Below are 23,002 nucleotides of genomic sequence, written 5' to 3'. Positions count from 1 at the left end.
GACATACATTCAATTCGATAACAAAGATTCGTTAATTCCAAACATATCATTTTTCTATCCTTGTCTTAAATAAAGAATATCATCTCCTTAAAATCCTGTGATGCAATCGCATGATGAAGTAAGGCAGGCATTCTTATCATATTAACGAAAATGTTCGGATTAAACAAAATATGACAATCTCAGGTTATAATAGACGAGTATAAAAAACGCCCCTCATAACATAGCATGTTGCTTTGTTATGAGGGACGTACTCTAACCGTGGTGCCACCCTCATTCGTTATCACTAACCCAATGTGCTCAAAAAGTTTGGAAAAGCTGTTGCCGTTTTGTTTCCTTTTCGAACGCATCCTGTCAGAATAACCTTCAGTATTTTAACGACTTTCGCCGGACTAACCTACTAACAATCTTTCAGTCAATCAGTTCAGAAGGGCTAGGTAGAAGATGAAAGGGCACCGGTTTTCAGCAACCACCGGCTCTCTTAAGCCATTTCAGCGTACCGTCTTCGTCATCACAGGTCGTATATTTAATAGAGTGTATTGAAATTCTAACAACGATTTTTAATTTTGTAAAGTGCAAAAATTAAAATATTGCTTAAAATCGTTTGTTAATCAAATCCATAACAGCCATTATTTCTATTTTTTTGAAGAATTTAGAATATATGAGACCTTGATCTATAAAACTGTCATTGATAAGTATTAGATTAATTCTTTGCTAAGATGATCAGAAAGCAGCTGACAAAGATCTTTCATATCACGGTATTCTCCCATAGTGATTCTTAATCCGTTTGAATGAAGTTGAGTAAGGAAACCTGCTTTTAATAGGGCTTCATGAGCTAATTTAGGATCCTCTAGTGTGACAAAAACAAAGTTTGTTTGAGATGGGAAACAGGGAATGTCATGAGATTGGCAATAATCAACAACGAAATCTCGTGCTTTTTGATTCTTTCTCACACAGGACAATAAAAATTCTTGATCCTCAAGCGCTGCATAGGCGGCCAGTTGACTAACTTTTGATGTATTAAAAGGTAGCCTTGCAATCTCAAGTTTTTTGATAAGTGATTCATCGGCGATAGCATAGCCAATTCGGAAGCTAGCAAGACCATAAGCTTTTGAAAAGGTCCGAAGAATGATCATATTTTTATGTTGTTTGAGCAGGGATAAAGTATCTGGAAAATCTGTAGCTGAAACGTATTCAATATATGCCTCATCTACGACAATGGTCGTATCCTTAGGTACTAAAGAAACAAATTGGCTAAGTTCTTGCTCATTTAAATAGGTCCCTGTTGGGTTATTTGGGTTGCAAATCCAGACGAGTTGTGTGTTCTCGTCAATGGCTTGGAGCATCCCCGCTAAATCGTGTTTTCCTTCTACCGTGGGTACCTTTCTAACTTCTGCTCCTTCAATCGTTGCTTGAATATAATACTCTGAAAACGTTGGATCGGCTGCGACAATGTTATCTCCATTATCGAGAAACGTTCGGTTAATGATTTGGATAACTTCATCAAGTCCTGAACCAAACAGCAACGAGTTTGGTGAAACATGATATTTCTTAGCAAGAGCCTCGCGGAGACTAGTAGCTTTAGAATCTGGATAGTTAGATAAATCACGAATGGCATCTGCGACTTTCTCCATGAGCATTGGAGTTGCCCCATATATATTTTCATTCGTATCAAGTTTAATGATTTTATCTAAGTGATAGATACGTTTTAATTCTTCAATCGATTGACCCGGGTCGAAGGCTGTCATTGCTAATAATTGTGGTTTTCCCATAGCTTAAATCTCCTTTTGATGAATTAGCACGTGTACATGGTTATGTCGGTTAAAAAATTCTGAATTAAAGAAATGTTTCTCTCTATTTGTATTCGACAAGCATTCAGATAGTGAAACTAGAATGTCATGTAAACAAAAAACGTCCCTGCAAATGCAGGGACGATATGATCGCGGTACCACCCAAATTATGAACAAACTTTGTGTTCATCACTCTATAAAAGGTTAACGGCTTTAGTCCGTCTTTTTATACTTGCATAGCAAACACTATGGTTCAAAAAAGAAGTTCAAGGAGCGAAATTCATTTAGCATTTTGTACTGATTTTCACCAAGCATCAGCTCTCTAACAAACAAAATGATAAATTACTAATTTCCCATCATAACATGTGTAATTTAACTTGTTACTTATGTTGTATCATGTTTTAAGGTGATTTGTAAAGAAAATATGCATTATAAAAATTATTTCAATATCAATGACTAATTGAAATGTCAATAATTTATCACTTTATCCACTAACACTCAGAAAAAGCATGGATTTCGCGATTATACTGATTTAAACTATATCTAAGACGTTAGATTCATGTATTAATAAATGACAATTTTCATAAAAAGATATTGACAAAAAACGATCTCTTGAGTATCTTTGGAAATTAACCGAGCTTTTTTTATTTGCATGATTTATTCTAGCCAAATTTAGGGCTATTACAAATATTTAGGAGGAGAGAGCACCATGTCAGAAAGTCAACTTGATGTTTTACGTGGGAAAATTGATAAAATTGATGAAGAATTATTAATCCTATTAAACAAACGAGCTAAAATTGTAGAAAGTATTGGGAAGGTTAAAGAAACACAAAGTACAAAACGTTACGATCCCGTACGTGAAAGGCAACTGTTTGATCGAATTGCCCAAAATAACGAGGGCCCTTTTTCAACAACAGCCCTACAACAAATTTTTAAGCAAATTTTTCAAGTCAGCTTAGAATTGCAAAAAGATGATAATCGTTCAGCTTTACTTGTTTCGCGTAAGAAAAAACCTGAAGATACCATTGTCAATATCAACGGCATTAAAGTTGGGGATGGCAAGCAACAATTCGTCATGGGTCCATGTGCTGTAGAAAGTTATGATCAGGTTTACCAAGTAGCCGAACAAGTGAAAAAACATGGTATTGGATTAATTCGTGGTGGAGCATTTAAACCAAGAACATCTCCATATGACTTCCAAGGATTAGGATTTGAAGGTCTTGAAATATTAAGAAATGCAGCTGACGCTTTTGATTTGAAAGTAATAAGCGAAATTATGACTCCAAGTGATGTAGAAAAAGCACTCGATTATGTGGACGTCATTCAGGTTGGGGCACGTAATATGCAAAACTTCGATCTACTCAAGGAAGTTGGAAAAACGAATAAACCGGTCTTACTAAAACGTGGTTTAGCCGCAACCATTGAGGAATTTATTTATGCAGCCGAATATATTATGTCCAAAGGTAATGATCAAATTATCCTTTGTGAACGTGGAATTCGTACGTATGAAAAAGCCACTCGAAATACCCTTGATATTACCAGTGTGCCTATCTTGAAAAAAGAAACACATTTACCTGTAGCTGTTGATGTCGTTCATTCGACAGGTAGAAGAGATCTACTATTACCTGCAGCAAAAGCAGCTCTTGCGATTGGAGCAGACCTCGTCATGGCTGAAGTTCATCCAGACCCAGCTGTTGCCCTTTCGGATTCTGCACAACAAATGAACTTCGAGCAATTTGATTCATTTATGAAGGCCATCAATCCTTGTGTAAATGTATTTAATTGAGTATTAACGTCATACGTTATAAAAAATGACACCCAATGTGGTGTCATTTTTTTATCCCCTAAACAGCATCATACAGCTATAAACGAAATTTAATAGATCATATAAAGTTACAATTAAAGAAAGGGACTATTGTGAGAATGATGCAAGTGAAAAAAGCCATCAGAGAAAGTCGAAAATTGATGGCATTAAGTTTTTTCACCCAATGCTCATATAAAATATATACCCCACGAGAAATACAATCACAATTGCAAAAATTAAACCCCAAAATACTTTTGATTCCATCCATGACTTCATGTTAAATCCTCCTTCAATCATGACTCAAAGGGAAAGTTATTCCTATAATGTGCTAAAAGATAAAAGAACATACATTTATACAAAAAATAAGGCAACCACCCTTAAATGTGGTTGCCTTATTGATCATTTATCCCGCCTTAACGGCAAGTAAAGACCCCCACGTCAAGATTCTTAGTATTCAAAGAAAATAGGGGGGATCAACTGCCCGTAAAGGTCCGATTGGTTCAGGCTTTCCATCAGTGGGGGATGAAGAAAACCCCACTGATGGAAGTTTCACTTTATCTCCTTATTTGAAGACCATGAATGACAGGGGATAAAACCTGACATTGGTAGTTAGGAAATTTGCTTTGTAAATGATGAATGATGTCCTCACTCTGACTATGTGGAACAAAACTCATGATAGTGGGTCCTGCACCACTTAAAAATGTGCCATAGGCACCCAATTCTCGAGCTGCTCGGGTAATGATGGGTAAATCGGGAATCAGAGCCGTTCGATAAGGTTGATGAAATAGGTCTTTTTCCATCATTTGACCAGCAATCGTCCAATTTTGTTGTAGTAAAGCGGCTATCATGACATTACAAACACTGCTAGCTTGTACAGACTCACTATGCAAAAGTGATTCAGGTAGGACATGACGTGCCGTTTCTGTTTTTAATTCAACTTCAGGAATAAGTGTACATAATGAGACATCTGGTAAAGGTGACGTTAAAGTCACAAGTTTGCCGTCTAGGTAGGATGAGATCGTCAAGCCACCATAGAGAGAAGCTGTTACATTGTCTGGGTGCCCTTCTATGTCACAGGCAATCTTTGCTTTTTCCTCTGTTTTGAGTTGTAAATCGAGTCCAATGTTCGCAAGTTCAATACCAGCAATGATCGCTGCCCCGCTGCTTCCAAGTCCTCTTGCTAGTGGAATATCACTTGAAACAGTGATGTCATAGCATGTGCAAGATCGTCCATATTGTTTGGCTACTTTCTCAGCTACTTTGTAAATAAGATTATTTTCTAAGTCTGATAGCATTTCAAAACCATTGGGATAATGAAAGGCCCATTCCTTACTTGGCTTAACTTTAAGCTTTAAATATCGGTTTATAGCAAGGCCAATGGAATCAAAACCTGATCCAAGATTGGCTGTGCTTCCCGGAACAATAAGTTCAAAATGACCTTGGTTCATCTTACTTTACCGCCTGTTTTAAATAATCCACAAGTTCTGTTTTACCAGGTTTTAATAAAGTTGGTTTAATGCTTAGGAATTCCATCGCAGTCGAAGGGTCTTTTAATCCGTTACCAGTTAGAATAGCGACTATTTTTGATCCTTTTTTGATTTCTCCAGTGGCGAGTTGCTTTTTAATTCCAGCTATCGACGCACAAGAGGCGGGTTCAGCAAAGACACCTTCTGTTCGGGCGATCGTTTGATAAGCTTCAAGGATTTCTTCATCTGTTACGAAGTCAACTTTACCTTTCGATTCTTCTGCTGCAGCTACAGCTAAGTTCCAGCTTGCTGGGTTTCCAATACGAATCGCCGTTGCAATTGTTTCTGGGTTTTCAATCACGGTGTTTTTTGCAATGGCAGCTGATCCTTCAGCTTCAAAACCACGCATTTGTGGAAGAGACGTATGGTGTTTTTCACGATATTCCTTAAAGCCTTTCCAATAAGCTGAGATGTTTCCTGCATTTCCTACTGGAATAGCTAAAACATCAGGTGCTTCTCCAAGTTGTTCACAAATTTCAAATGCACCTGTCTTTTGTCCTTCTAAGCGATATGGATTGACGGAGTTAACAAGGGCATAGTCCGAATTTTCAGCCGTGAAGCGAACCATTTCCAAAGCCTGATCAAAGTTTCCTTCGATTTCAATAATTTGAGCACCATACATGACGGATTGAGCTAATTTACCTAAAGCAATTTTTCCTTTTGGTATAACAATCAGACATTTCATTCCGGCTCTTGCACTGTAAGCGGCAGCTGCAGCGGCTGTATTTCCTGTTGATGCACAGATAACCCCTTTACTACCTGCTTCTTTAGCTTTAGCAACGGCGAATACCATTCCTCGGTCTTTAAAACTACCCGTTGGATTCAATCCTTCATATTTAACGTAAATCTCACAACCCCACTCCTTTGATAAGTTTTCCAAAGGAATAAGTGGTGTGTTACCTTCCATTAAGGTTAATTTAGGTGTTTTGTCTGTAACTGGTAAATAATTTTTATATTGTTCGATAAGTCCTTGATAGCTCATCTTTTCATCCCCTCAACACGATAATAATTTTTCACATCTATCATAACATCTAATGCTTCTAATTTCCTAAGTGCTTTTTCAAATAATACTTTATTTACTTCATGTGTAATGATCGCTACTTCGGCAACTTGGTCGGATAATGGCTCTTGAATTAATTTTTCTAAGCTAATGCCATGGTCCTTGAGTAAGTTTGAGATTTTTGAGAAAGCCCCTTTTTCGTCCTTGACATGGAACCGGAAGAAAAAGCGACTGACAATCGTTTCGCTAGATACACATTGTTTTTCTTTGGAAGGTATAAAAATGTGATGACCATTGACATCTAATGATAGGTTTCTTACCACTGAGATAAGATCGGAAACAACGGCTGTGGCAGTTGGTAATTCACCAGCACCTGGGCCGTAAAACATCGTTTCCCCAACAGCTTCTCCATAAACATAGACAGCATTATTTTCATTTTCAACAGCTGCGAGTGGGTGCGTGGACGGAAGCAATGTAGGCGATACACGAATATCAATTTGACCATTCGTGGTCTCAGTAACCCCAACTAATTTTATCGCATATCCCAGCTTTTGGCTGTACAAAATATCTTCTCTCTCAACACCTGTAATCCCTTCAATGGTGACATCATCTAAGTCTACTGGGATTGAGTAGGCTAGGTGGCTAAGAATAACCATTTTTCTTGCAGCATCGAGACCTTCTACATCAGAAGTTGGGTCGGCCTCAGCAAAGCCTAATGATTGAGCTTCTCCAAGTGCTTGATCATAGGAAACAGGCTCTCTGGACATTTTGCTTAAGATATAGTTCGTTGTGCCATTAACGATACCGATAATTTTTTGGATCCGGTCTGCAGCAAGGCCATCCGTCAAACTTCTTAGAATCGGAATCCCACCGGCTACACTTGCTTCATAATACAAATCGCAGCCGTGATCTTTTGCTGCTTGTAATAGTTCAGGACCATAAACAGCCAATAAATCTTTATTTGCCGTTACGACGTGTTTTTTGTTTTGAAAAGCTCGGTGTAAATAGTTGCGTGTTTGCTCAACGCCACCCATGACTTCAATAATGATATCAATATTTGGATTATCTAAAACATCATCTGGATTTATCGTAAGTAAATGTTTATCAATATTGATTTTTCTTTCTTTATTTAAATTGTTAACGAGCACCTTCTCAATCGAGATGTGATAGCCGGTACTCTGTTCAACTTGCGGCTGATCTTGGTTTAAAAGTCTTATGACACCTGTTCCAACTGTCCCAAAACCGAGTAATCCCACACCAACTGTTTTCATATACTGTTTCACTCCTTATGTCATTGTTCTCTGCTAATAAACAGATGTCCTCATGTAAAAGACATTATACGTTGTTCCCTAGTAATCTACAAGAGGGAAATGAAAATAACCAAATGATGATTTTCTCACTTACTTAAAGTCTATTTAAACATATTTGGCCATTAGATTTAAGTTCATCTTCACCAGATGATAATCTACGAGTCTCGGCGCCCGCCAAGAGGATCTTCAACTAATATCGCTCACAGCTGACGCCTAAAGCTATCAGATACAGTGGAATGCCGGTCCTGCACGCTCTTACCATCTTGCTTCAAATTTTTCACCTTTTTGAACATTCAACTATTAGTAGAAAGTTACACCAATTTTATCCCGCCTTAACGGCAAGTAAAGACCTCCACCTCTAGATTCTGAGTATTCAAAGAAGATAGGTGGGGGATCAACTGCCCGTAAAGGCCCGATTGGTTCAGCTAACCATCAGTGAGGGATGAAGAAAATCCCCACTGATGGAAGCTTCACTTTATAAAAAGTCGCCTCTATCCATCTCTTAACTTTCTATGCTAAAGATAGATAATTTCAATTGGTAATTTAAGCAACGATATACACGATAAATAGAAAAAGTGGAGTCTATCAAAATGATAGGGGCTTACAAAGAATTTTTTAAAAAATTTTTAACTAACATTGAAATAGTTATTTTTTACATTAACTATTTAAAATGAAAGAAAAAGAGGTTCTTAAGTTTAAACATTTTTATTTAATGAATAAAAAAAGATTCATTTTGCAATTTTGAAGTTTTAAGAATGCTCAGGTAAATTAAGTTTTGGGGTTGACCAGATTTTTTAAAAGACGTATGATGTTCAACAACCAATCAATCTTCATCATTTTTATCACTTGGGAGATTAATTGTTTAGCCTTAATTTCCTTCAAATAAAATTGTTTGAAAATTATGTTTAAACGATTTTTGTATTTTATTAAAATCGTTTGTGGCAAGAAGTGCCAATAGAAAAGAATAAGGAGTGGCTTGCATGAGAAGTGATATGATCAAAAAAGGAATAGACCGTGCGCCACACCGAAGCTTACTCCATGCAGCTGGGGTCAAAACAAAGGATTTAAATAAACCATTTATCGGGGTTTGTAACTCTTATATTGACATCATCCCAGGTCATGCACACTTAAATAAGTTTGCGGAAGTCGTAAAAGAAGCTATTAGAGAAGCTGGTGGGGTACCGTTCGAATTTAATACAATCGGTGTTGACGATGGTATTGCTATGGGGCACAGTGGAATGCGATATTCGCTTCCAAGTCGTGAATTGATTGCCGATAGCGCAGAAACAGTCATTAACGCCCATTGGTTTGATGGAGTATTTTATATTCCTAACTGTGACAAGATTACGCCAGGGATGTTGATGGCAGCGGCTAGAACGAATGTCCCTTCTGTTTTTGTGACAGGTGGTCCGATGGAAGCAGGCGTCGCTGAAGATGGATCGAATCTCTCACTAACATCTGTATTTGAAGGTGTAGGTGCTTATAAATCAGGGAAAATCTCAGCAGATCAACTTACATCACTAGAAAATTCAGCGTGTCCAACATGTGGATCATGCTCAGGGATGTTTACAGCGAATTCAATGAATTCATTGATGGAAATGCTTGGGGTGACACCACCTGGAAATGCAACCATTGTTGCGACATCTAAGGAAAGACACCGATTAATTAAAGAAGCAGCAAAACATCTTATGAATTGCATAGAGAAAGACATTAAACCAAGCGACATTATAACTGAGAGTGCCATTGATGATGCATTTGCGCTAGATATGGCCATGGGTGGTTCAACAAATACCGTTCTTCATACTCTGGCTATTGCAAATGAAATGGGCATTGATTATGATCTTAATCGTATTAATGAAGTGGCTAAACGAACACCTTATTTAGCAAAAGTTATGCCGTCTTCAAATTATTCGATGCAAGATATTCATAGAGCGGGTGGCATTAGCGCTATCATTAACGAACTATGTAAGCATCATCTTATCGATAGAGACCGATTGACGATAACTGGAAAAACAGTCTATGAAAACGTCAAAGATGCTGAAATTTTAGATAACGTAGTTATTAGAACAAAAGAGACCGCATATAGTCCGGTAGGAGGTTTATCCATTTTATTTGGTAACATCGCTCCTAACGGTGCAGCTATCAAGGTCGGTGGTGTGGATCCTTCTATTAAAACATTTCTTGGTGAAGCAATTGTCTTTAATTCACAAGACGAAGCACAAGAAGGTATTGATAATGGCACCGTTCAAGCGGGTCATGTCGTCGTCATCCGTTATGAAGGACCAAAAGGCGGACCAGGTATGCCAGAGATGTTAGCACCAACATCCGCTATTGCAGGCCGTGGATTAATTAAAGAAGTGGCTCTAATTACAGATGGACGTTTCTCAGGTGCAACACGAGGTATTTCCATTGGTCACATCTCGCCAGAAGCAGCTGAAGGTGGCCCAATTTCTCTTATCGAGAATGGTGACGAAATTTTCATTGATTTGATTAACCGAACGATTAACCTCAATGTTTCAGATGAGGAACTCGAAGAAAGAAGACGTAATTTTGTTCAACCAGAACCAAAAATCACACGCGGTTGGCTTGCCCGTTACGCAGCACTTGTCACGTCAGCCAATACCGGCGGGGTTATGAAAATAGGAACAAATCAAAAAGTGTTGACGAGGAAAAAATAATAAGGAGTGCAGTCTATAGAGAGTTGGGGATTGGTGGAACCTCAATGATGCCCCTTATTATGACATCCCCTCTGAGCGCCTATCTGAAAGGTTTTCTTTAGTAGGATAGGTCGAGTGAAACATCACTCGTTATCAAAATAAACAATCGGAGTCACGCTTCGTTTATTGAAGCAGAAACGATTGTTGCCAAGTTGGTGTTCGTGAGGGCATCAAGAAGTTGGGTGGTACCATGAAAAGGAGCCTTTTCATCCCTACAAATCCTGTATTAGCGTTAACGTGAATATGGGTGTGGGATGAGAGGGCTTTTTTATATGTAATGGTCGATTATTATTATAATCTATCATGGAAGAATATATGAAAAATGGAGGAATTAAGGTGGGTGTTACGATGCGAAATGATGATAAAACCGTGATGCGTGTACGAACTGGAGCAGATCTACTCATTGAATCAATCTTAGCTAGTGGTACAGATACGATATTTGGCTATCCAGGCGGTGCAGTGCTACCAATCTATGATGCTTTATATGGTGGAAAATTAAAACATGTTTTGACTAGACATGAACAAGGAGCTGTCCATGCTGCAGAAGGTTTTGCGAGAGTTTCTGGAAAGCCAGGGGTTGTAATTGTAACTTCAGGACCAGGCGCAACCAATGTCGTCACTGGTTTGATGGACGCCATGATGGATTCATTACCTCTTGTCGTATTCACAGGGCAGGTAGCAAGTGGTTTCATAGGTACTGATGCGTTTCAAGAAGCAGATGTATTAGGTATTACCGCACCTACAACAAAACATAGTTTTCAGATAAAACGCGCATCTGACATTCCGCGTATTGTTAAAGAGGCTTTCCATATTGCAACAACGGGTCGACCAGGCCCTGTTGTTGTGGATATTCCCAAAGATCTTGCTGGTCAGGTTGTCGAGCAAGTTCCTGATGAGGAAATGAATCTACCAGGATACCGCGTGAAGGATGATTTAGATATTGATTTGTTACAGGTGAAAAGATTGGGAGAAGCCTTGTCTGCCTCAGAAAGACCTGTTATTTTGGCTGGTGCTGGCGTCGTACATGCCAAGGCTAGTGAACTATTATTGGAAGTTGCTGAAAAATTTAATGTTCCAGTGGTCAATACGTTACTTGGATTAGGCTCATTTCCAGCTGATCACCCTCTATTTTTAGGCATGGGTGGCATGCATGGCACGTATGCGGCAAACGTGGCGATAACAGAATGTGATCTTTTAGTTAACTTTGGTGCACGATTTGATGATCGTCTAACAGGGAATCTAGCTAAATTCGCCCCTAATGCAAAAGTCGCCCATGTTGACATTGATCCATCAGAACTTGGTAAAAATGTCAAAACAGACATTCCTGTTGAAGGAGATGCAAAAGCTGTTCTAAACAGTTTGTTAATGGGGTCATACCCGTCACCAGATACTGAGGACTGGCGCAAACTAACAGCAAAAAATAAAATGGCGTACCCACTGCAATATAAAATAGAAGATAATCAAATTCTTCCTCAGCAGATGGTCGAGTGGCTTCATGATTATACAAAAGGAGAGGCCATCGTTGTCACAGATGTAGGACAACACCAAATGTGGGCCGCTCAATACTATTCATTTACGAAACCTAATCGATTTGTGACATCTGGAGGTCTTGGAACGATGGGATTTGGTTTCCCAGCCGCTATTGGTGCACAGATTGCAGAACCTGAAAAAAAAGTTGTTGCTGTTCTAGGTGATGGTGGATTTCAAATGACTCTGCAAGAACTTGCCGTTGTGAAAGAACGAAATCTTCCACTTAAAGTGGTCATTTTAAACAATGAAGTTTTAGGAATGGTCAGACAGTGGCAAGAAGCATTTTATGAAGAACGTTATTCTGAATCCTTAATTCCTGTTCAACCCGATTTTGTTAAACTTGCCGAAAGTTATGGTATCAAAGGCGTTAGAGTGGAATCAGAACAAGAGGCTAGACAAGTTCTGGCAGAAACCATGACGAATAATGAACCTATTGTCATTGATTGTCGAGTGAAGAAGTTAGAAAACGTCTATCCAATGGTTGCACCAGGAAAAGGTTTAAATGAAATGTTGGGGGTTAAAGCATGAAAAAGGTAGTTCAATTGCTAACGAATAATGAAAGCAGTGCTTTAAGTCGAATTCTCGGCGTTCTATCTAAACGTCAATGTCATGTAGAGAGTCTATCTGTCACTTCAGATGTATTTAATCCTGATTTCTCCAATGTCACTTTAGTCACAGATCTAAAACGTGAAGAAGAAGCCTCTCTTCTTATTAAACAGCTCGATAAATTAATCGACGTTGTCGAGGTGAAGGATCTTACCATTAAAGGAGGTGTTGCCAGAGAACTCGCGCTGGTGAAAGTTGCAAGTCCAAGTGACATACGAAGTGAAGTGATCAGTCTAGCAGAACCTTTTAGAGCATCCATTATAAATGTTAGTCGTGATGCATTAACTTTTCAATTGACTGGTAAATCAGAAAAAATTGACGCTTTTATCGAGTTAGTTAAGCCTTATGGCATTAAAGAAGTTAGTCGAACTGGTGCAGTGGCATTTATAAGAAATGACCAAGAAGATTCAAGTGCTAAAGAGTGTAGCTTAGCTTTAAATTAAAAACAAACAAAAAAGGGGAGTTTAACATGGCAAAAGTTTATAACGACAAAGATATCCAAGATGATGTATTGAGAGGTAAAAAAATCGCTGTTATTGGTTATGGTTCACAAGGACATGCACACGCTCAAAACTTACGCGACAGTGGTTTTGATGTTGTTGTGGGTGTTAGACAAGGTAAATCATTTGATAAAGCTGAACGCGATGGCTTTCAAGTAAAATCAGTTAGAGAAGCAAGTGAAGAAGCGGACGTCATCATGGTTCTTTTACCAGATGAATTGCAAACAAAATCTTATAATGAAGAAATTAAAGCAGGATTACGCGCAGGTAACGCCCTTGCCTTCGCTCATGGATTTAACATTCACTTCAATCAAATCGTTCCACCTGAAGATGTTGATGTCTTCTTAGTCGCACCAAAAGGCCCAGGTCATCTTGTTCGACGTACTTATAAAGAAGGAGCAGGTGTTCCAGCCCTTGTTGGTGTATTCCAAGATGTAACAGGTGAAGCAAAAGCAACAGCTTATGCCTATGCGAAAGCGATTGGCGCTGGCCGTGCTGGTGTTCTTGAAACTTCATTTCAAGAAGAAACAGAAACAGATCTTTTCGGTGAACAAGCTGTCCTTTGCGGTGGGTTAACTTCACTCATTAAAGCAGGTTTTGAAACGTTAACAGAAGCGGGCTATCAACCTGAACTTGCTTACTTTGAATGTCTACATGAAATGAAATTGATTGTTGACTTGATCTATGAAGGTGGATTCAGCAACATGAGATATTCTTGCTCAGATACAGCTCAATGGGGAGATTTCGTATCAGGACCACGCGTGGTTAATGAAGAAACAAAAGCAAGAATGAAAGAAGTTCTTAACGATATCCAATCAGGTCAATTTGCTAAAGGATGGCTTCTTGAAAATCAAACCAATCGTCCTGTTTATACATCTATTGATCGTAAAGAAAAAGAACATCCACTTGAAAAAGTAGGTTCTGAACTTAGAGCTTTGATGCCATTTGTTAAACCTAAAAAAGAAGATGAAGTTCTTGTCCAAAAGTAAGCCCCTTTTTGGAAAAACTTTAGACATCCTTAACAGTTGAACATCGCCAGGTGTGAAACTAAAACGGAACATATAGAGAAAGTATAGCTAGGTGTGATGTTGGAAGATAGGGACTATTCCCTTGCTTCCTCATCTAGTTATATAAACTAAAGTATAACCATTTACCAAGTCGATGATAGGTCATTAGTTAGAATCGTTGTCTAGATGACTTTTGATTAAGCGCATGATTCATATTTTTATTCGATTTTTTTAAAATAAAACGTTTGAACACCCCTCAGCTCGTGCATTTAAATGAAAAGTCATTACTAACATTTAACCAGAAAATCATAGTTTGTCTCAATTCTGAAGTAATGATCTAGAAATATAGTTAATGAATAGGAGATTCGGATATGGGAAAAACAATTGCTGTATTGCCTGGTGATGGAATTGGACCAGAGGTTACATCGGGCGCTGTACGAGTATTGGAAACACTATCGCAAAAGTATGGACACAACTTTTCTTTTGTTAAAGGAAATATTGGCGGATCAGGTTATGAAGCGGAAGGTCATCCACTGCCTGAATCGACGTTATCTATTTGTAAAAAAAGCGATGCTATTTTACTTGGTGCGGTAGGAGGACCAAAGTACGATACCTTGCCGGCCCATCTTAGACCAGAAAAAGGTCTACTCGCGATAAGAAAAGAATTGGAACTGTTTGCTAATTTAAGACCTGTCACGGCATTCGACGCTTTGTTGGATGCTTCTCCATTAAAACGGGAACGCGTAACGGACGTTGACTTTATTATTGTTCGTGAATTAACGGGCGGTCTTTATTTTGGTGAACCAAGCGAACGCCGCGGGGATGTCGCCGTAGACACACTTGTTTACAGTGAGCAAGAAATCGAAAGAATTGTAGATAAAGCGTTCCAACTAGCAAAAACAAGAAAACAAAAAGTGACCTCTGTAGATAAAGCAAATGTTCTTGAATCAAGTAAACTATGGCGAGAAATTGTTGAGAAAGTCGCACAAAAATACCCTGAGGTCACGTTAGAACATGTTCTTGTTGACGCTGCTGCGATGAAATTAATTACGGAGCCTGCTTCATTTGATGTCATCGTCACAGAGAATATGTTTGGAGATATTTTAAGTGATGAAGCGTCGGTTTTAACAGGATCGCTTGGGATGCTTCCATCTGCTAGTTTAAGAGAGGATAAATTAGGTCTATACGAACCAGCCCATGGTTCAGCGCCTGATATCGCAGGTCAAAACAAAGCCAATCCTTTAGCAACGATTATGTCGGCTGCTCTTTTACTAAGAAATTCCTTTGATCTACATGAAGAAGCTTCTGTTATTGAAAGAGCTGTAACGGATACATTAAATTCTGGTTATCACACGGCGGATCTTTCAGTAAATGGATCCAACGCAAAACGTGTTGGTACACAAGAGATGGTCGATCAAGTGATTAAACACATGGCTAAATACATGCCATCATCTATATCAAAATAAAATTTTGTAAGGAGGCGAACGTGATGAAACCACGCACAATTATAGAAAAAATTTGGGATAAACATTTGATTCACCAAGAGGAAGGGAAGCCAGATCTCCTCTATATCGATCTTCACTTAATTCACGAGGTAACTTCTCCGCAAGCGTTTGAAGGACTTCGTATACATGGTCGAAAGGTCAGACGTCCAGATTTAACTTTTGCGACAGTAGATCACAATATTCCAACGACTCCGAGCCGTGTATCGAAAGATCCTATTTCCATTAAACAAATGTCGACACTTGAGAAAAATTGTCAAGAAAACGGGATTGAATTGATGGATATCGGTCATCCAAACCAAGGGATTGTTCATATTATTGGGCCGGAATTAGGTTTAACTCAACCAGGAAAAACCATTGTCTGTGGAGATAGTCATACATCGACACATGGGGCATTCGGTGCTATGGCCTTTGGTATTGGTACAAGTGAAGTAGAACATGTCTTAGCTACTCAAACATTATGGCAAAGGAAACCAAAAACCATGCAAATTAAGGTAAATGGGAAGCTAGGACGTGGTGTTCGTGCGAAAGATCTCATCTTAGCCATCATTGGTAAATTTGGTTTTTCAGTTGGTACAGGTTACATTGTGGAATACACAGGAGAAGCGATTCGAAGCCTAACCATGGAAGAACGTATGACCGTATGTAATATGTCCATTGAAGCAGGAGCCAGAGCGGGATTAATTAGTCCTGATGAAACAACGGTAGCTTATTTAAAAGGTAGAAAATTCGTGGATAATGATCGCTTTGATGAATTGGCTTCAGAATGGCTATCTTTAGCAACTGATGAAGGAGCCACATACGACAAAACCATTGAAATCGATGCTGCTTCGATTGAACCGCAAGTGACTTGGGGGACAAATCCATCGATGTGTTTACCGATTAGTGCGACGCTTCCACATCCAGATGCTCAATACAACGTCGAGGAAAAGGAATCCATTGAGAAAGCACTCACGTATATGGGACTTGAGCCAGGAATGCCGATAGCAGACATTAAAGTCGATTATGTCTTTATTGGTTCATGTACGAATGCTAGATTAAGTGATTTGCAGGAAGCAGCTAGTATTGTAAAAGGAAAGAAAGTGAAAGAAGGCGTTCGGGCTCTTATTGTGCCTGGTTCGCAATTGGTTAAACTTCAAGCAGAAGAACTTGGATTGGATAAAATTTTTATGGAAGCCGGGTTTGAATGGCGTCAGTCAGGTTGCAGTATGTGTCTTGCCATGAACGATGATGTGGTCCCTGCGGGTAAACGCTGTGCATCAACATCAAATCGTAACTTTGAAGGCAGACAAGGTAATGGATCTAGGACGCACCTCGTAAGTCCAGCCATGGCCGCAGCTGCAGCGATCAATGGACATTTTGTTGATATTCGTGAACTTGAAACGGTTCATCACTAACACAGAATTTGATGTAAATAAAGGAGTGATCGATATGGAACCATTTAAAAAGCATCGTGGGTTAGTTTGTCCACTTGATCGAAGGAATGTCGATACAGATCAAATTATCCCAAAACAGTTTTTGAAACGAATCGAAAGACAAGGGTTTGGAGAATGTCTATTTTATCATTGGCGTTTTGATGATGAAGGGAATAAAAAACAAGACTTTGTACTAAATAAAGAAAAGTATAAAGGGGCTTCGATTTTAATTGCCGGTGAAAATTTTGGCTGCGGGTCTTCAAGAGAACATGCACCATGGGCTTTAGGAGATTACGGTTTTAAAGTGATCATAGCACCAAGCTTTGCCGACATTTTCTATAATAACTGTCAAAAGAATGGCTTATTGCTCATAAAACTTGATGAAGATAATGTAAAGTTATTAATGCAAAAAGCTCAACAAGAATCCTTCTATTTAGATGTTGATTTAGTTAATCAAGTGGTTGTCAGTGATGGGCTTTCGATACCATTTGACATCGATGCATATCAAAAGAAAATGCTTTTAGAGGGTCTTGATGAGATCGCTGTTACATTAAAGTTAGAAGATGAAATAAGAGCATATGAACAAACGCGTTAATGAAAAAGGGATACTTTACCACTCGTAATAGGCAATAAAAAATATTTAAAAATAGGAAGGTGAACCCCTTGGGGATTACTTGCAAATAAATCAAATGACAGAAGCACAAGAGCATATCGCTCCGTTCATTCATCGAACACCCGTCTATCAATCGTCGACGTTCAATCGACTAGCTGGAAAGCAATTATATTTTAAGATGGAGAACCTGCAACGAACGGGATCTTTTAAATTACGAGGCGCCTTAAATAAAATTTCTCATTTGTCAGCTCAAGAGGAAGATAAAGGTGTGGTTGCCGCTTCTGCTGGAAATCATGCTCAAGGCGTCGCCTACTCGGCATCGAAAAAAGGTATACCGTCAACCATATTTATGCCTGTTCATACACCGAAGGCCAAAGTTAATGCGACAGAAGCCTATGGCGCTAAAGTCGTCTTGACTGGTGAATCTTATCAAGAATCTTATGAAGCAGCGTGTGACTATCAGAAAGAATTTGGAGCAACATTTGTTCATGCTTATGATGATCCGGTCGTTATGGCTGGACAAGGAACCATTGGCTTAGAAATGCTTCAACAATGTTCTGTCCTTGATGCTGTGGTTATTCCAATCGGTGGTGGCGGATTAATTGCTGGGGTTGCGTCAGCTATAAAACAATTAAACCCAAAGATAAAAGTTATTGGCGTTCAATCGGAAGGGGCAAGTGCAGCCTACAATCGATTTTATCAAAAGGGTGATGCTGTATTAAAACACGTAGAAGGCATCGCAGATGGTATCTTAGTGAAGAAGACGGGAGTCAATACGTTCCCAATTATAAGATGCTGTGTTGATGAAATCGTAACCGTATCAGATGAAGAAATTGCTTCAACCATTATTTTGATGTTAGAGAGACAAAAAATGTTTGTTGAAGGAGCTGGTGCGGCAGCTATTGCGGCGGTTCTTTCAGGGAAGATACAGCATATTGGTCAACATATTGGTTTAGTTGTAAGTGGGGGAAACGTCGATTTAGATCGCTTACCTTACTTTAGCACTATTGCAAAGCATTCAAGACCAAAAAAGGTGTACGGTTAACTCCGTACACTTTTTTTGGATACTGCGCAATGATTTATCTAAATCGTTTCCTTTCTTTTGTCATTCGTTCTTGTATAAGACTATAATTTCGTTCCATAAGTCGATCGAGATTTGGTTTAAGATTCCAAAAGTGTTGAGGTTTAAATTGTAAATAAGCAGGCAAAGATCGTCTGCTAAGTTGATTTAATTTCTCAAGACTTGGGGCGTCAGGAATCGTTGTTGTCTCATTAGTCTTAAGTAGGTCAAAAATTTGCTGCTCTTGTAGATCATGTCCAAGAGGAAGACGAGCACGATCCAATCGTGTGATCCAATAGATTGTTGCACAGATCGCATGTTTGCATAGTTCGGTGTTATCTGGACAAGTGCAGTTTAACCAAATTTCCGCTGGATCCGGTAAATCGCCTGCCATTTCAGGATCAAATGTAGCTTCGACATGATAGGGCTTTGGCCTGGTTCCCTCAACCTCTGCCGTAAAACCATCTTCATGGATATGAAATTGGTTAACGGCGTGCCTGCGGAACAAATCCTTTCCTCTATTTAGACGCAAATGATGCGTATAACTGAAGAATTCGTCTAGCCAATCCTTTAGTTGTGCATCTTTTACTAATAATCCATCTCGCATCAGAATACCCTCTCTCTTAAACGAACAAGCTCGTAAATTTCTTTATCATCAAGTTCCGTCAACCAGCCTTCACCATTACCAATGATTTGATTGGTCAGATTTTTCTTTTTCTCGATAAGCTCATCAATCCGTTGTTCGAGTGTCCCTTCACACATTAATTTATAGACATGAACATTTTTATGTTGACCAATTCGATAAGCACGATCCGTGGCTTGTTCTTCTACGGCTGGGTTCCACCATCGATCAAAGTGGATAACATGGGTGGCTTCTGTCAAGTTAAGTCCTACACCGCCAGCTTTTAAGGATAAGATAAAGACAGTTTTACCGGATTGATCTGAACGAAATGACTCAATTAAAGCCTGACGTTTTTCTGCTGTAAGACTTCCATGCAAGAAAAGGACCGTTGCATCCGAGTAATGTTTCTTAATGCAATTTTCTAAGATATGACCCATTCGAACGTATTGCGTAAAAACAAGTGTTTTTTCACGGTGTTCAAAAATTGGCTCAAGAATGTCTAGAAATCGTTTTATTTTACCTGACTCATCTAGATTTAGATCTTCATTAGATAGAAGAAGTGGATGGTCGCAAACTTGCTTAAGTTTCGTTAATGTAGACAAGATGAGACCTTTTCTCTCAATCCCTTCTGTCGTTATGACTCGATGAGCCAGTTCATCGACAATGGATTGGTATAAAGAGGCTTGAGTTTTATTTAAAAGGCACGTTTCCTTCGTTTCAATTTTATCAGGCAAGTCTTGAATAATGGATTGGTCGGTTTTTTCTCGTCTTAGTAGGAACGGCTGAATCATTTTTGTTAGCATTTTTGATTTCTGTTTGTCTTGACGTTTTTCGATTGGGCGAACAAAAGCTTCACGAAACTTTTGCAGAGGCCCAAGGTAACCAGGGTTCAAGAATTCCATGATTGACCACAATTCCTCTAATCTATTTTCCATTGGTGTTCCAGTTAATATAATCCGATGGTCTGCTTTTATACGACGCATGGCGCGGCTTTTTTTTGTATTGGGATTTTTGATAGCTTGGCCTTCATCTAAAATAACACTTGCCCAAGTGTAGTGTTCAAGTTCTTCACTTTCACGTGTAAAAATGGTATAGCTCGTGATCAAAACATCGACATCTTTCAAATAACGATCAATCGATTTGGCAGGATAACGATTGGGGCCATGGTGGACGTAAATCGTCAAGTCAGGTGCGAAGTTTTGAAATTCTCGCTTCCAGTTGGCAAGAAGAGACGTCGGACAAATGATTAAGGTTGTATTATGGTCCTTTTGTTTCAATTCAAGAGTATGAGTGATATAAGAAATGGCTTGAATGGTTTTACCTAACCCCATGTCATCGGCTAGACACCCACCTACTTGTTTATCACGCAGATTCGAAAGCCAAGTATACCCCCTCTTTTGATAAGGACGAAGTTTTCCAGTAAACCCCTTGGGTATAGGTATGTTTTTGTTTGGTTTCTTCAGTAATCCAGCGAAGTACTCATCCAAACTTTGAGTCGTATTAATCGACATTGGGTTTTTCTTTGATTTTCGCTTAGCGATCGTTTGAAGTCTTAAAGCATCTGCCAACTTTGGTTGTTGTCCTAGAACAGAACTCGTTTCATCAAATGAATCATAAGCATTGATCAATTTATCTAGAGGAAGATGGATCCATTCATTTCCTCGCTTAATAAAGGGTTGTTTTTGTTTTACAAGTTGTTTGAATTCAGCAGCCGTTAAATTAATGTTTCCAACTGATATGCGCCAATTGTAATTGATTAAAGATGAGAGGCCAAATAATGAATCTCCAGCTTCCAGTTCCAACTGAACATCTATATCAGAATTCGATTCGGTTATATTAAGCCATTCGGGTAAGTGAATAGCGATATCATGACTTAAAAGGAAGGATGTTCCTTGATAGAGTTGAATCACTTCATCCGGCGATACCACAATAGAACTTGACGTTGTTTGGTGAATATTAAATAAGGAATATGGAATGAGATCTGATACTCGATATAATTTGGATCCAAACCATTCTAAGGCTTGATGACTTTTATTTATAAAGTCGATGATACTTATCTTTTTTCGCTCATTCTGTTGATATCCGGAAATCATAATCTGACAAGACCAACGTGTTTCAGAATGAAAAGGTTGATCAGGATTCATCGGATCTAAATGGAGTTCGATCTTTTCAGGCGTATATTTAGGCTCAATATAATAAGAACGAAAAGAAATAAGATCATGAATCATGTCAGGTGACTGGGCATGAAGTAAATCTTCTGTCCAATCATGTATATCGTGTTCATATTGCTCCAGTTTTCTTACATCACTCTCATGATTGGCAATAAAAAAGGGTCTGTCATTGAAATGACTTAAATTTTCGTACCAGTGAGCTAAAGGAGTCTCATGATCAAATTGAGACCAGTTATCTAAAAAAGGTAAATTGGAAACATGAATCTGGCTCCGAACGAGATGATCCATCCAAAGGGTTATGAGTAGGTTCAACCCTTGGTCTGTGTTCCACTCTGTTCCAAGCGTTAAGACTAAATTTGGCAGTTCTTGTTTCCATTTTTCTAGTAACTTACTTTCAATTATGAGTTTCATATTAGGTAGCCAATGACTAAAATAATAAGTTTCTTCATATTTGTCTACGTGATACATAAAGGGAAAAAACTGTCCATTTTCGGCTAAAATGTGCAAAGCAGCAGAGATTTCTTTTAGAAATAATAAGGTTGACCCCAAACGGAAAGGGGGCACTTGTTGGTTTATTCGAGGATCTATCATCAAGTTGAATACGGAATCCATGGGAACATAACAGCCATGAACTGTTTGATTCCTTTGATTTAACTGAATGGATAAATCAGCTTCTTGAGTATAGTTATTAAGAGACTCATTCAATAATGGATGATATTCAATGACATTAAGTAATCGAAAATTGGTCGCAATGTTATCTTCTTCATCAGTTAAAAACATGAAAAAACGTTGATCTTGATTTGCATTTGGAACGAAAGTCATTTGAATATGTGTTGTCATAGGAACTCCTTTAAAAAAGTGTCATCACACCTGATGTATGACAGATTAGACAGTTTAATAAAAAGTGTTAATAAATTATTATATCATATTAAAAAGTTGAAGAGAAAAGGTTAATAAAGAAAACCCCCATGTCTAATGAGGGAATTATAAGAGGAAGTTCAAAAAGTCACCAAATGATAAGCTGCGAATCTCGGGCGCCCGCCAAGAGGATCTTCAACTAAAGCCGCTCACGTCCTGTGGCTGGCGTTGAAGCCACCACATCCTGTGGAAGGCCGGTCCTCATGTAGTAAAAATAAGAAGATCTTCAACTAAAATCGCTCACGTCCTGTGGCTGGCGTTGAAGCTACCACATCCTGTGGAATGCCTCAAAACGGCGCCGCCTTGACCTTCTTGCTTTTAATTTGTCGCCTTTTTGAACAAGCACTCTAACTATTTTACGAACAGAGGATTTCTATTCACGTTTAAGTAGTTTAGTATTGGCAAGGAATAAGGCCACAACGAGGACGAGGATGGCTCCTGTATAAATAAGGGTGTCGATGGGATTTTCATGGTCGACTACAATCAGTCTTATAATCGCCGTTATGCCTATATAAATAAAATATCGCAGTGGAAAATGGTATTTTGCCTGAAAGTATTTAACGATAAGGGCAATGAATTCGAAATAGAGAAAGTAAACCAAGATCCCTTCTAGTAAATAGTAGTAGGATTGATTTTCGTCTATAAATAAATAATGAATAAAATTAAATGTTTCTTTAATAAGGGAAATAGCTAAAATAACGGATAAAATAATTAAGAGGGTATTCAAGGTCCACTGAAGTGTGGCTATAAGATAGATATCAAATTTACTTTTGTTTTTTTCGTCCATTACAAATCGCCTCCCTTAAGTGTCAATCTGAAATCGCTGATCGGACTAATCAATGTGTTCTGTAAACTATATCCTATCACGTTCAAAATAAGAGTACAATGAAAAGGAAATGTCTATCGGGTAATAC

The 23,002-nt window shown here is 38.6% G+C and carries 16 protein-coding genes and 2 other annotated features; of the genes, 9 read left to right on the top strand and 7 right to left on the bottom strand.

Translation table 11 applies throughout. The annotated features are described in order from the left end of the window. Positions 1 to 695: 695 nt before the first annotated feature. Positions 696 to 1,769, bottom strand: coding sequence for a histidinol-phosphate transaminase (gene hisC, locus GMB86_RS01885; protein ID WP_155216258.1), 1,074 nt, complete (start codon positions 1,767 to 1,769; stop codon positions 696 to 698). A gap of 152 nt (positions 1,770 to 1,921) precedes the next feature. After that, positions 1,922 to 2,156, bottom strand: a binding site (T-box leader). Positions 2,157 to 2,496: 340 nt separating this feature from the next. Between hisC and GMB86_RS01880 the strand changes: the two genes are divergently transcribed. Beyond that, a complete protein-coding gene (locus GMB86_RS01880; protein WP_155216256.1) occupies positions 2,497 to 3,573 on the top strand; it encodes a bifunctional 3-deoxy-7-phosphoheptulonate synthase/chorismate mutase in 1,077 nt (358 codons plus the stop codon). A gap of 572 nt (positions 3,574 to 4,145) precedes the next feature. Here the strand turns inward: GMB86_RS01880 and thrB are convergent. Genes thrB through GMB86_RS01865 form a run of 3 tightly spaced genes read right to left on the bottom strand, consistent with a single transcriptional unit; the run spans position 4,146 to position 7,388 of the window. Continuing rightward, positions 4,146 to 5,039 carry a homoserine kinase gene (gene thrB, locus GMB86_RS01875; protein WP_155216254.1) on the bottom strand — a complete coding sequence of 298 codons (894 nt, stop codon included), beginning with the start codon at positions 5,037 to 5,039 and terminating at the stop codon, positions 4,146 to 4,148. Position 5,040: 1 nt separating this feature from the next. Further along, a complete protein-coding gene (thrC, locus tag GMB86_RS01870) occupies positions 5,041 to 6,099 on the bottom strand; it encodes a threonine synthase (RefSeq protein WP_155216252.1) in 1,059 nt (352 codons plus the stop codon). Continuing rightward, positions 6,096 to 7,388 carry a homoserine dehydrogenase gene (locus tag GMB86_RS01865; protein ID WP_155216250.1) on the bottom strand — a complete coding sequence of 431 codons (1,293 nt, stop codon included), beginning with the start codon at positions 7,386 to 7,388 and terminating at the stop codon, positions 6,096 to 6,098. The genes thrC and GMB86_RS01865 overlap by 4 nt, the downstream gene beginning before the upstream one ends. 1,019 nt (positions 7,389 to 8,407) lie before the next feature. On the opposite strand from GMB86_RS01865, the gene ilvD reads away from it, so the two are divergent. The 8 genes from ilvD (at position 8,408) to ilvA (ending at position 18,362) form a co-directional block, all read left to right on the top strand. Next, positions 8,408 to 10,105 (top strand): dihydroxy-acid dehydratase, encoded by a 1,698-nt coding sequence (gene ilvD, locus GMB86_RS01860; RefSeq protein WP_155216248.1) that lies wholly within the window; start codon positions 8,408 to 8,410, stop codon positions 10,103 to 10,105. Continuing rightward, positions 10,079 to 10,361 (top strand) — a binding site (T-box leader). (Overlaps the previous gene by 27 nt.) 131 nt (positions 10,362 to 10,492) lie before the next feature. Beyond that, complete coding sequence (gene ilvB, locus GMB86_RS01855; RefSeq protein ID WP_196220100.1) at positions 10,493 to 12,202, top strand: biosynthetic-type acetolactate synthase large subunit; 1,710 nt, start codon at positions 10,493 to 10,495, stop codon at positions 12,200 to 12,202. Continuing rightward, entirely contained in the window at positions 12,199 to 12,723 is a 525-nt protein-coding gene (gene ilvN, locus GMB86_RS01850) for an acetolactate synthase small subunit (RefSeq protein WP_155216243.1), read from the top strand. Before ilvB ends, ilvN begins: the two co-directional genes overlap by 4 nt. A gap of 26 nt (positions 12,724 to 12,749) precedes the next feature. Next, the gene (gene ilvC, locus GMB86_RS01845; RefSeq protein ID WP_155216241.1) at positions 12,750 to 13,769 is read left to right on the top strand and encodes a ketol-acid reductoisomerase; all 1,020 of its coding nucleotides are present in this window, start codon (positions 12,750 to 12,752) and stop codon (positions 13,767 to 13,769) included. A 389-nt stretch (positions 13,770 to 14,158) separates the two neighbouring features. Beyond that, positions 14,159 to 15,253, top strand: coding sequence for a 3-isopropylmalate dehydrogenase (leuB, locus tag GMB86_RS01840; RefSeq protein WP_155216239.1), 1,095 nt, complete (start codon positions 14,159 to 14,161; stop codon positions 15,251 to 15,253). Positions 15,254 to 15,276: 23 nt separating this feature from the next. Continuing rightward, entirely contained in the window at positions 15,277 to 16,686 is a 1,410-nt protein-coding gene (gene leuC, locus GMB86_RS01835) for a 3-isopropylmalate dehydratase large subunit (RefSeq protein WP_155216237.1), read from the top strand. A 34-nt stretch (positions 16,687 to 16,720) separates the two neighbouring features. After that, positions 16,721 to 17,299, top strand: coding sequence for a 3-isopropylmalate dehydratase small subunit (gene leuD / locus GMB86_RS01830; RefSeq protein ID WP_155216235.1), 579 nt, complete (start codon positions 16,721 to 16,723; stop codon positions 17,297 to 17,299). Between the two features lie 94 nt (positions 17,300 to 17,393). Beyond that, a complete protein-coding gene (ilvA, locus tag GMB86_RS01825) occupies positions 17,394 to 18,362 on the top strand; it encodes a threonine ammonia-lyase (protein WP_155216413.1) in 969 nt (322 codons plus the stop codon). Between the two features lie 34 nt (positions 18,363 to 18,396). On the opposite strand, the gene GMB86_RS01820 is transcribed toward ilvA, so the two are convergent. The 3 genes from GMB86_RS01820 to psiE form a co-directional block, all read right to left on the bottom strand. Further along, the gene (locus GMB86_RS01820; protein ID WP_155216233.1) at positions 18,397 to 18,984 is read right to left on the bottom strand and encodes a hypothetical protein; all 588 of its coding nucleotides are present in this window, start codon (positions 18,982 to 18,984) and stop codon (positions 18,397 to 18,399) included. Next, positions 18,984 to 22,010 carry a DEAD/DEAH box helicase gene (locus GMB86_RS01815; RefSeq protein WP_155216231.1) on the bottom strand — a complete coding sequence of 1,009 codons (3,027 nt, stop codon included), beginning with the start codon at positions 22,008 to 22,010 and terminating at the stop codon, positions 18,984 to 18,986. Before GMB86_RS01815 ends, GMB86_RS01820 begins: the two co-directional genes overlap by 1 nt. Positions 22,011 to 22,461: 451 nt before the next feature. Next, the gene (gene psiE, locus GMB86_RS01810) at positions 22,462 to 22,875 is read right to left on the bottom strand and encodes a phosphate-starvation-inducible protein PsiE (protein ID WP_155216229.1); all 414 of its coding nucleotides are present in this window, start codon (positions 22,873 to 22,875) and stop codon (positions 22,462 to 22,464) included. Positions 22,876 to 23,002: the final 127 nt, after the last annotated feature.

Origin of the sequence: Terrilactibacillus tamarindi (assembly GCF_009718825.1) — a bacterium.
GTDB classification, from domain to species: Bacteria; Bacillota; Bacilli; order Bacillales; family Sporolactobacillaceae; genus Terrilactibacillus; species Terrilactibacillus tamarindi.
Note: the sequence above shows the minus strand (reverse complement) of the source record. Positions and strands in the feature narration are given on the sequence as shown.